10 protein-coding genes and 1 pseudogene are annotated in these 10065 nt (G+C 62.8%); all 11 read right to left on the bottom strand.

The window, feature by feature from the left end; genetic code table 11:
• A pseudogene (gene fliP, locus AB4Z11_RS11940) lies at window positions 1-350 on the bottom strand (flagellar type III secretion system pore protein FliP); the annotation flags it as partial.
• Window positions 340-972: a flagellar biosynthetic protein FliO gene (gene fliO / locus AB4Z11_RS11935; protein WP_442025464.1), complete on the bottom strand. Its 633-nt coding sequence runs from the start codon at window positions 970-972 to the stop codon at window positions 340-342. The gene fliO and the pseudogene fliP, both read right to left, overlap by 11 nt.
• Window positions 969-1385 (bottom strand): flagellar motor switch protein FliN, encoded by a 417-nt coding sequence (gene fliN / locus AB4Z11_RS11930; RefSeq protein ID WP_442025463.1) that lies wholly within the window; start codon window positions 1383-1385, stop codon window positions 969-971. The genes fliO and fliN overlap by 4 nt, the downstream gene beginning before the upstream one ends.
• Before the next feature lie 18 nt (window positions 1386-1403).
• A complete protein-coding gene (fliM, locus tag AB4Z11_RS11925; RefSeq protein ID WP_442025462.1) occupies window positions 1404-2387 on the bottom strand; it encodes a flagellar motor switch protein FliM in 984 nt (327 codons plus the stop codon).
• Between the two features lie 15 nt (window positions 2388-2402).
• A complete protein-coding gene (gene fliL, locus AB4Z11_RS11920) occupies window positions 2403-2918 on the bottom strand; it encodes a flagellar basal body-associated protein FliL (RefSeq protein WP_442025461.1) in 516 nt (171 codons plus the stop codon).
• 178 nt (window positions 2919-3096) lie between these two features.
• Complete coding sequence (locus AB4Z11_RS11915; RefSeq protein ID WP_442025460.1) at window positions 3097-4674, bottom strand: flagellar hook-length control protein FliK; 1578 nt, start codon at window positions 4672-4674, stop codon at window positions 3097-3099.
• Window positions 4675-4689: 15 nt separating this feature from the next.
• Window positions 4690-5130: a flagellar export protein FliJ gene (gene fliJ / locus AB4Z11_RS11910; protein ID WP_442025466.1), complete on the bottom strand. Its 441-nt coding sequence runs from the start codon at window positions 5128-5130 to the stop codon at window positions 4690-4692.
• Window positions 5131-5164: 34 nt separating this feature from the next.
• Window positions 5165-6571 carry a flagellar protein export ATPase FliI gene (gene fliI, locus AB4Z11_RS11905; protein ID WP_442025459.1) on the bottom strand — a complete coding sequence of 469 codons (1407 nt, stop codon included), beginning with the start codon at window positions 6569-6571 and terminating at the stop codon, window positions 5165-5167.
• A 1-nt stretch (window position 6572) separates the two neighbouring features.
• Complete coding sequence (locus AB4Z11_RS11900) at window positions 6573-7325, bottom strand: flagellar assembly protein FliH (RefSeq protein ID WP_442025458.1); 753 nt, start codon at window positions 7323-7325, stop codon at window positions 6573-6575.
• Entirely contained in the window at window positions 7325-8323 is a 999-nt protein-coding gene (fliG, locus tag AB4Z11_RS11895; protein ID WP_442025457.1) for a flagellar motor switch protein FliG, read from the bottom strand. The genes AB4Z11_RS11900 and fliG overlap by 1 nt, the downstream gene beginning before the upstream one ends.
• Window positions 8316-10055, bottom strand: a complete 1740-nt coding sequence (fliF, locus tag AB4Z11_RS11890) for a flagellar basal-body MS-ring/collar protein FliF (RefSeq protein WP_442025465.1) — start codon at window positions 10053-10055, stop codon at window positions 8316-8318. Before fliF ends, fliG begins: the two co-directional genes overlap by 8 nt.
• Between the last annotated feature and the right edge of the window lie 10 nt (window positions 10056-10065).

The following is a 10065-nucleotide window of genomic DNA, read 5'->3' as shown; positions in this document are numbered from 1 at the left end:
GTGTAGATGCGCTCGAACACCGGACCCATCACGAAGAAGGTAAGGAACAATGCCAGACCGACCACCACCTGGTTGGGTGGCGCCGACTGCGTGCCCAGTGCCTGGCGCAGCAGGGACAGCACGATGATGATGCGCGTGAAGCCCGTCATCATCAGCAGCGCGGCCGGGATGAAGGTCAGCGCCGTCATCAGGATCAGGGTCTGCAGCGTCAGGCCATAGCTGACGCCGCCGCCCGGTGCCGGCGTGCTGGAGAAGGCGGGGATAGTCGGTTCGGCGGCCGCGATCAGCGGCATGCTCATGGCCAGGAAGGTCCCCAGCCAGCGCGCAACCTGCAGATGCTTATTTGCCATTGCGCTTTTCGATTGTCTGTTTGAACCACTCGGCGAAATTCGCGCCGGGCAGCGGCGTGGCGCTGGCCAGATCGGCTTCGCTCATTTCCTGGCGCTGCATGGTGGCCAGCGCGTTCATGCGGCCGGGCGAGGCGCCCACCACGATCCATTGATCACCTACTTCAACCACCAGGATGCGTTCGCGGGCACCGACGCTCAGCGCGCCCACCAGCTTGACCGTGGTGCCGCCGGTGACCGTCTTTGGACCGAAGCGCTTCAGCAGCCAGGCCAGACCGACCAGCAGGGCGATCACCAGGGCCAGCGAGAAGATGGTCTGCATCAGGCTGCCCACCGCCGATGGCGCGGGTGGCAGGGCCGAGCCAACCTGGGCTGCCGGACGCGCGCCGGCCAATGCCGCTTGCTGCTCGGGTGTGGCTGGGGCCGCCGCAGCGGGCGCAGCCGGGGCCGCCGGCACAGCGTCGCTGGCCTGGGCTGCCGCTGCATCGGCCGGACCGGCGGAGGTCGCAGCCGGCTTGGCGCTGGTGGAAATGGTATCGGGAGCTTTGGCGCCTTGCTGGGCCAGTGCTGGGCCAGCGGCCACGAGGGCCGCGACCAGGGTGACAGACAATAAACCTTGCTTCATTTATTCAGTTTTCGGATACGTTCGGAAGGCGTGATGATGTCCGTCAGGCGGATACCGAACTTGTCGTTCACCACCACCACCTCGCCCTGTGCAATCAGGCAGCCATTGACCAGCACGTCCATAGGTTCACCAGCCAGGCCGTCCAGTTCCACCACCGAGCCCTGCGCCAGTTGCAGCAGGTTCTTGATGGCGATCTTGGTGCGGCCCAGTTCCACCGTCAGCTGGACCGGGATGTCGAGAATGAAATCGATATCGTTATGCGTTTCGGTCTTGCTGGCAGTCTTGGAAAAATCCTTGAAGACGGCGGCAGTGGCGGCCTGGTTCTGCATCGCGGCAGCTTCGGCAGCGGCCTGCTCGGCGATCGCGGCACCCCAATCGTCGTCCAGGTTCTGATCGTCTTGATTGTCAGACATGTTTCTCTCCTAAATTCCTTACTTGCCGAGGTTATCGGCATTGGACAGCAATTTCTCCACTAAAAGTGCGTATTGTCCGTTCATGACGCCATAAGTGCAGTCGAGCACGGGCACACCGTCCACAGTCGCTTCGATGGTTTCCGGAATCGTGATCGGAATGACATCTCCGACCTTCATGTTCAGGATTTCATCGAAATTGACCTTGGCCGTGCCGAGGCGCGCCACCAGCTCGACTTCAGCGATCTGGATCTGCTGCGTCATCAGGCGAATCCAGCGCTTGTCCACTTCCAGCGCCTCGCCTTGCAGCGAGGAGGTCAGCGCATCGCGGATCGGCTCGATCATCGAATACGGCATGCAGAAGTGGATCTGGCCGGACACCGAACCCAGTTCAACGGTAAATGTGGAGGCCACCACCACCTCGTTCGGCGTGGCGATGTTGGCGAACTGCGTATTCATTTCGGAACGGATGTACTCGAACTCGACGGGGTACACCGGCTCCCAGGATTTGGTATAAGCCTCGAACACGATATCGAGGATGCGCAGAATGATGCGCTGCTCGGTCTGGGTAAAGTCGCGGCCTTCCACGCGGGTGTGGAAGCGGCCGTCGCCACCGAACAGGTTATCGACCAGCAGGAACACCAGGCCCGGATCGAACACCATCAGGGCCGTGCCGCGCAGCGGCTTCATGTGCACCAGGTTCAGATTGGTCGGCACCACCAGGTTGCGGATGAACTCGGAATACTTCGACACGCGTACCGAACCGACCGACACTTCCGCGCTGCGGCGCAAGAAGTTGAACAGGCCGACACGCAGCAAACGGGCAAAGCGTTCATTGATAATTTCCAGGGTCGGCATACGGCCCCGGACGATACGTTCCTGAGTGGCCAGGTTGTATGTCCGGACGCCCGCCACCTCTTCAGGCGCGGCGACGTCATCCTGATCGCCGTTGACGCCCTTCAGAAGGGCATCAACTTCTTCCTGTGAGAGAAAATTATCCGCCATGATGCTTGAACGACTTTACTGAATGATAAAGGACGTGAACAGCACTTCGGTCACATCCTGCTCGGCGCCGCCGGCTTCAAACGGCTGCTTCACGGCCTGCATGATTTCCTGGCTCAGCTGCTGCTTGCCTTCTGGCGTGTTGATCTCGGACGCATGCTTGCTCGACAACAGCAACAGGATGCGGCTGCGCACCTTCGGCATATTGGTCTTGATCAGCTCCACCTCTTCCAGCGTACCGACTTGCAGGGTGAAGGTCAGCTGCAGATACTGCTCGCCGTTTTCCGGCTGCAGGTTGACGGTGAAGGGCTCGACCGGCACGTACACCGGCGGCCCGGAATTCTTGGCTTTCTTGGTCTTCTTGGCTTTGGGCGCATCTTCTTCCGCATGGTCGGCGCTGCCCTTCAGCATGAACCAGGCCGCGCCACCGCCGCCGGCCAGGACCAGGACGAGCACAGCGACAATGATAATGATGAGTTTCTTTTTCGAGCCACCGCCAACCGGGGCTGCTTCTGGCTTCGCCTCAGCCTTCATTTTTGGATTCGCTTTCAAATTCGCCCTTGCATGCTATCGAAGTGGATCATGACGCCATTATGTCATTATCGGGAAGGTGGAAGGAGTGAGATACGCCGAAAAGAAGGGCTAAGAAGCCGCTAATCTCCCTTTCCGTGGCGAAACAGGCAATGGCGGATCGATGATCCGCCGTCTTCGATCAGGCGAAAGTGTCGACCGCGCCCAGGACGCTGGTGCGGCGCGGGGTGGCGGTGGCTTGGACGTTGCTGACGCCGCTATCGTTGCCGCCGCCCTGGCCGGCACCGCCACCATTGCCGCGTCCACCGCGTCCGGATGTTGACGCTTCGGCAAATGCCTGCTGCTGCCCCGGATCGCCGGCCGAGACACTGGTCTGGCCCAGCTGAATGCCGGCCTCGCTCATCATTTCGCGCAGTTTCGGCATGGCGTTTTCAATCGCCTGGCGGACTTCAGGCTGGGCGGCCGTAAAACTGGCGCTGGCCTGGTCGTTGGACACGTTCAGCACCACGTGCAGTGGTCCCAGATCCGGCGGATTCAGGGTCAGCGAAGCGCTCTGGTCGCCGCCAGCCACCATCCAGACCACTTTCTGGCCCAGTTGCTGGTCCCAGCCCTGGCTGCCCACGCGGGCTTGCAGCTGGTTGCTGGCGACGGCGTTCGCGGCCTGAGCAGACGCGGCCGCATTGGTGGCGATCGGCGCAGCGACCGCGACCGGCTGCGGTGCCGGTTCGGGAAGCTTGACTTGGGCTTCGGCCTTCAGCTCTTGCGGCTTCAGCTCGGCGCGCGGGGCGGCGCCTTCCACTTTGGCTTGCTGGGTTTGCAGAGCGGTGGTGTCGGATTTCGATTCGGTGACTGGCTTGTCGCTCGGCAGTGCGTCGGTCGTTGGCTTGGCCGCGGAAGCGGTAGCGTCCGGCTTGACTRCCGAACGGGTTGCGGCGGCGAGCGCGGCGGCCGTATCGGCGGCATCGCTGATGGCTGGCGCGGCGGCAGCCGGTGCATCAGCCGGTGCGGCGTCGGCCTTGCTGCCTTTGGCCGCAGCGGCTTTGGCCAGCGCGGCAGCGAAGTCGGCCGGTGTGGCGGTCTGAACGGATTGTTCGGTTGCTGCGGCAGCGGCGGCRTCAGCTGGCGCCGTGGCAACGGCCTTGGYGGCGGCAGCATCGGCTGCGGCGTCAGCTGCCAAAGCCGCGGCATCGGCAGCGCTGGCGGCCGCAGCTGCAGCGGCGGACGAGGCGGCATCGGCAACGCCGCTCACGCCAGTGCCGGCGGCGGCCGCGTCGGTGGTGGCGGCGCTGGTCGTAGGCGCGGCCTGAGCCGCGGTTGCGCCATAGCCCATCATGGCCAGCAGGGCAGCGGTCGAATCGGCCGTCGCAGCTGCGGCCTGGCTGGCGTCATCGGCGGCAGGCGCGGCCTCGGCGCTGGTGTCCGCGGACGTATCGGATTTCTGGCCGGCCGGTGCGGACGCGTCGGCCTTGGCCGGCTCATTCGCCTGGCTGGCTGGCGCCTTATCGGCCTCGGCTGGTTTGGACTGTTGCTGCGCTGCGGGCTTGGCTTGCTGGGCAGGCGCGCTCGATTGCTGCTTTGGCGCAGGCGCGGCCTGGCGCGTTGGCGCTGGCGTCGGCGCGGCYGGCTCTGGCTGTTTTGCCATCTCGCGCGACAGTGCCTGCTGGAATTGCTGGCCTTCATCCGCCGAAGTGAATGCAGCGCGCGTCGTCGGCAATGCGTTATTGCCGAGAGGGGAATTCTGAACAGTCTGAGTCTGCATAGCGGTTAGCCGTACTTAGCGTTTGAAAAATGCCTGCCGAGAGGCGTGCTCGTCCATGGCTTTCTGGTCGCGCTTGGCTTCCACCTTGAGCGCCTGGGCTTCAGCCCGCTCGCGCAAAGTCGAAAACGACATGCGCTTGCGCTCGGCATTCTGCCACTTGCTCTTTTCCTGCTCGCCACGCGCCTGGCTGTGCTTGACCACCTCCTCTTGGCCCTTGATCGCGCTGTCCAGTTTTTCCATGAAAGCCTGGAAGTTGCGATAAGCCATGGGGGTGATGCCTGCCTGCTGGGATGCGTCGAAGCGGCGACCGTATTCGTCGCGGTAGCCGATCAGCATATTCAGCTTCTCTTCTGCGTCACTGACAGCCTTGAGCGCCGCGCCGAGCCGCTTTGCGCAGTCGTCGGTCTCACGCTGAGCCAGATCAATCAGGGTTTCCAGTTGCTGTGTCGAGGCCATGATGGTCAATTATAGGCACGGCAGAGTCAGTCAATCAGTCGAATAACGAGGATAATTGCCCCAAGCTCTCGCCCATGTCTACTCGTTCAGTGATTTGCTGTTGCAGAAAATGCTCAATTTTTTCATGCAAGCTAATCGCCTGGTCCAGCACAGGGTCGGTGCCTGGCGTGTAAGCGCCCACGGCAATCAGGTCGCGGCTGCGTTCATATCGGGAAAACAACTGTTTCAGCCGGCGTGCGGAATTCTGGTGATTGTGCGAGGTGATCGAGTGCATCGCGCGGCTGATTGACTGTTCGATATCGATGGCCGGATAGTGGCCCGCTTCGGCCAGGCGGCGGTTCAGCACAATGTGGCCGTCCAGGATCGCGCGGGCGGAGTCGGCGATCGGGTCCTGCTGGTCGTCGCCCTCGGTCAGCACAGTGTAGAAGGCGGTAATTGAACCGCCGCCCAGTTCGCCATTACCGGCGCGCTCGACCAGCACCGGCAGCTTGGCGAACACCGATGGCGGATAGCCTTTGGTTGCAGGCGGCTCGCCGATGGCCAGCGCAATCTCACGCTGCGCCATGGCGTAGCGGGTCAGCGAGTCCATGATCAGCAGCACGTTCATGCCCTTGTCGCGGAAGTGCTCCGCAATTGCGGTGGAATAGGCGGCGCCCTGCATGCGCATCAGCGGCGGCGTATCGGCCGGAGCGGCCACCACCACCGAGCGGCGCAAGCCTTCCTCGCCCAGGATCTGTTCGATGAATTCCTTCACCTCACGGCCCCGTTCGCCGATCAGGCCAACGACGATAATGTCGGCTTCCGTGTAGCGCGCCATCATGCCCAGCAGCACCGACTTGCCGACACCGGAACCTGCGAACAGGCCCATGCGCTGACCACGCCCCACGGTCAGCATGGCGTTAATGCAGCGCACGCCAACGTCCAGCGTTTCCACAATCGGTGCGCGGCCCAGCGGATTGGCAGGACGCACATTGATCGGCGCCGAATCGGTGGTTTGAATAGGCCCCAGCCCATCCAGCGGACGGCCGGCGCCATCGACCACGCGACCCAGCAGCTCTTCGCCAACCGGCAGGTGGCGCGCACGGTCGCTGGGGCGGCGGCGCGGGTGGGTCACGGAGCCTGGCTTCGGTACGCTCTGTTCAACCGGGAATACGCGCGTGCCGGGAATAATGCCTTCCACATCGCTCTGCGGCATCAGGAATAACTTGTCGCCTTCGAAGCCGACCACTTCCGCTTCCACACGGCCGCCGGACGGCAGGRGTACGGTGCAGGCAGCGCCGACAGCCAGGCGCAGGCCGACCGCTTCCATCACCAGGCCCGCCACGCGCGTGACGCGGCCCGAGATCTGCATCGGTTCGACGAAATCGATCAGCGTGGCGCAATCGTTCAGATAAGCGCGCCAGCGTCCGGCGTGTGGAGCAGTGAGGTCGGCAGCGCCCATCTCAGGCCATCCAATCCAGGTCCTTGCCCAGCGCGTGGGTCATGCGCTGCCAGCGCGCCTGTACGGTGGCGTCGATCTGGTTGCTGGCGGTATCGACCTTGCAACCGCCGCGCGCAATGGTGGGATCTTCGATCACGCGCCAGCCGCCTTTATCCAGTTCCTCGGCAATGCCTTCGCGCACTACCGGCGCATCTTCCGGATTCAGAATCAGCAGGGCAGGCTGCTGCAACACCGGCAGGTATTCGATGGCTTCGCGCACGATGGGCAGGATCAGCTCCGGCTTCACCTGCAGCGCATTCTTCAGCATGCCTTTCGCCAGATGCAGGGCCAGTTCCATGACGTCGTTGGCAATCAGCTGGTCGGCGTTGCGCAGCGATTCGGTGAAATTGTCGGCCAGGGTGCGCAGCGGATCGAGCAACTGGTCGGTGGCGACACGGCCCGCTTCCAGCGCTTCCGCGGCACCGGCTTCGTGGCCGGCCGCATAGCCGTCTTCATAGCCTTGCTGGCGCGCTTCTTCGCGGATTGCTGCGAGCTCTTCTTCGGTTGGATATTCGGGTGGGGGAGGGGCTTCTTCGTATGCTGCGTACTCAGCCTCGCGCGCAGCCGCTTCTTCGGCCGCCTGGGCTTCGGCAGCGGCGCGTGATGCTGCCTCTTCGCGTTCGCGCTGAGCCACGGCGCTCGGGCGCATGTCGCCAAAGGATCTGAGTTCCCAGCGCTGGAATGCTGTCTGCTGTTCTTTTGGGATTGTTGCCATTAAATGAAGCTATCCTCGCCCTTACCGCCCAGCACGATCTGACCTTCGTCCGCCAGACGGCGCACGATTTGCAGGATCTGTTTCTGCTGGGTTTCCACTTCAGACAGGCGCACAGGGCCTTTCGATTCGAGGTCTTCGCGCATCATCTCGGCAGCACGCGCCGACATGTTCTTGAACACCTTGTCGCGCAAGTCCTGCGACGCGCCTTTCAGCGCGATGATCAGCATTTCGGACTGCACTTCGCGCAGCAGCAGCTGGATGCCGCGGTCGTCGACATCGATCAGGTTGTCGAACACGAACATCTCGTCCATGATCTTCTGCGCCATATCGTTGTCGTAGTTCTTGATGTTGTCCATTACGCTCTGTTCCTGCTCGCCGGACATGAAGTTCAGAATCTCGGCCGCGGCACGAATACCGCCCAGCGTGGATTTCTTGATGTTCTCGTTGCCGGACAGGAGCTTGGTCAGCACGTCGTTCAGTTCGCGCAGTGCGGCCGGCTGCACACCGTCCAGGGTGGCGATACGCAGCACCACGTCGTTGCGCAGACGGTCGGTGAAATGGCCCAGAATTTCGCAAGCCTGGTCGCGTTCCAGGTGCACCAGGATGGTGGCAATGATCTGCGGGTGTTCGTTGCGAATCAGCTCGGCCACTGAATTGGAATCCATCCACTTCAGCGACTCGATGCCGGAGGCGTCCTTGCCACCCAGGATGCGGGACAGCAGCACGGAAGCCTTGTCGTCGCCCAGCGCCTTGGTCAGCACCTGACGGATGTACTCGTCCGAATCCAGGCCCACAGTGGAGGCGGCCGCGTACTGGTCGCGGAAGTCGTCCAGCGTGTTGACCACCACCTCGTGCGGCACGTTTTTCATGGTCGCCATTGCGGCACCCAGCTTCAGCACTTCACGCGGGCCGAGGAATTTCATCACTTCGGCCGCTTCGCCTTCGCCCATGGCCAGCATCAGGATGGCGGCCTTTTGCAGTCCGGTGTTATCAGTCATTGTTGCCTATCCATTCCTTGATGACGTTGGCGACGATGCGCGGATCGTCCATCGCGAGTTTCTTGGCCAGCGCCAGGTTGTCGCGGTAGGTGCGCGCAGTGTTCTCTTCCATTTCCGCGATTTCCTGTGCCAGCATTTCTTCCGGCGTCGGTCCCGTCGGTTCCTCGATGATTTCCTCTTCCGGTTCCGGCTCCGGCGCATTGATTTCGTCGATCTTCTTGAAGACCGGACGCATCATCGGGCGCACGATACGCAGCAGGATGTACAGCAGGATCAGGGCCGTGATCAGGAACTTCGCCAGCTCCTTGGCCAACGGCAGGTTGGCCGGGTCACGCCACCATTCCAGCGGCGGCGGGGCTTCCTTGTCCACGCCATCGAACGGCGCATTGGCCACGCTGACCGAGTCGCCGCGATCCTGGTTGTAGCCCATGGCTTCTTTCACCAGGTTATTGATCTTGGCCATCTCATCAGCGCTCAGCGGGCGCACGGTGATCTTGCCATCCTTGCCGACGATACGGCGATAGTTTACTACGACGCCCACTGTCATGCGTTTCAGACCGGCGATGGCCTTCTGTTCATAACGCACGGTCTTGTCGACTTCGTAATTGGTGGTCGATTCCTTATGGCTTGGGCCTGCATTGGCTGCCGTCGTACCAGTACCCGGCTGACCCGGCGCCGGCGCGGTGCCTGGCGGATTGGTAGTCAGCGGTGCAGTGGCGGTGCCCGGCGGCTGGTTGGACAGGGCGCCCGGCACGCCATTCGGATTTGCGTTCGGATTGCCCGTGGTTTCGCTGCTCTGCTGGCTGCGGATAGCGGACGCGGCAGGCGGCGAATTCGGCTTGTAGGACTCGGCGGCCTGCTCGACAGCCGAGAAGTCCACGTCGGCGACCGCCTCGGCGCGTACATTGCCTTCGCCAACGATCGGCGTGACGATGGATTCCACCTGCTTGATGACCTGCTTCTGCAGTTCCTGCACGTATTTGAGCTGGCTGGCGTCCAGATTCTTGGCATTGGCGCCCGCGCTGCCGTTCTTGTTCAGGTCGGACACCAGATTGCCTTGCTGGTCCACCACGGTCACATTCGCCGGGCTCAGTTCCGGCACGGAAGAGGCCACCAGGTGTACGATGGCGCTGACCTGGGCCGGATCGATCACCCGGTTCGGGTGCAGGTTCAGGATGACGGACGCGGTCGGTTTCTGCTGCTCGCGCACGAACACGGAAGGCTTCGGCAGGGCCAGGTGCACGCGTGCGGATTGCACGGCGGACAGCGATTCGATCGAACGCGCCAGTTCGCCTTCCAGGGCGCGCTGGTAATTGACCTGTTCCAGGAACTGGGACACGCCCAGCTTCTGGTTTTCCATCAGCTCGAAGCCGACATTGCCGCCCTTTGGCAGGCCCTGTGCAGCGAGGCGCAGGCGCACGTCATGCACCTGCTCGGCGGGCACCAGGATGGCCTGGCCGCCTTCGGAAAACTTGTGCTTGACCTGCATCTGGTCCAGCGCGGCCGTGATGGCGCCGCCGTCGCGGTCGCTGAAGTTGGAGAACAGGACTTTGTAGTCCGGCTCCTTGTTCCACAGCCACAGAATCAGAACCAGCGCCAGAATGCCCGCCACAGCGCCGCCACGCATGAGGTTGCGGCCCATCGGGGTCTGGAAGAAGGCAAAACGCCCGGCCGGTTGTTCGGCGGCGGTGTCTGGTGCGTCGATGTCGAGTTGTTCGGCGGCTGCAGCCATGGGGTATCTG

It is taken from the genome of Pseudoduganella sp. RAF53_2, assembly GCF_052113985.1.
In the GTDB taxonomy this organism is placed as follows: domain Bacteria; phylum Pseudomonadota; class Gammaproteobacteria; order Burkholderiales; family Burkholderiaceae_D; genus Rugamonas.
This window is presented reverse-complemented; position numbering and strand designations above follow the sequence as displayed.

Excerpts from the sequence above, each read along its gene's own strand:
- fliO (WP_442025464.1), bottom strand. The coding sequence starts at position 972 with ATGAAGCAAGGTTTATTGTCTGTCACCCTGGTCGCGGCCCTCGTGGCC.
- fliN (WP_442025463.1), bottom strand. The coding sequence starts at position 1,385 with ATGTCTGACAATCAAGACGATCAGAACCTGGACGACGATTGGGGTGCC.
- fliM (WP_442025462.1), bottom strand. The coding sequence starts at position 2,387 with ATGGCGGATAATTTTCTCTCACAGGAAGAAGTTGATGCCCTTCTGAAG.
- fliL (WP_442025461.1), bottom strand. The coding sequence starts at position 2,918 with ATGAAGGCTGAGGCGAAGCCAGAAGCAGCCCCGGTTGGCGGTGGCTCG.
- fliJ (WP_442025466.1), bottom strand. The coding sequence starts at position 5,130 with ATGGCCTCGACACAGCAACTGGAAACCCTGATTGATCTGGCTCAGCGT.
- AB4Z11_RS11900 (WP_442025458.1), bottom strand. The coding sequence starts at position 7,325 with ATGGCAACAATCCCAAAAGAACAGCAGACAGCATTCCAGCGCTGGGAA.
- fliG (WP_442025457.1), bottom strand. The coding sequence starts at position 8,323 with ATGACTGATAACACCGGACTGCAAAAGGCCGCCATCCTGATGCTGGCC.
- fliF (WP_442025465.1), bottom strand. The coding sequence starts at position 10,055 with ATGGCTGCAGCCGCCGAACAACTCGACATCGACGCACCAGACACCGCC.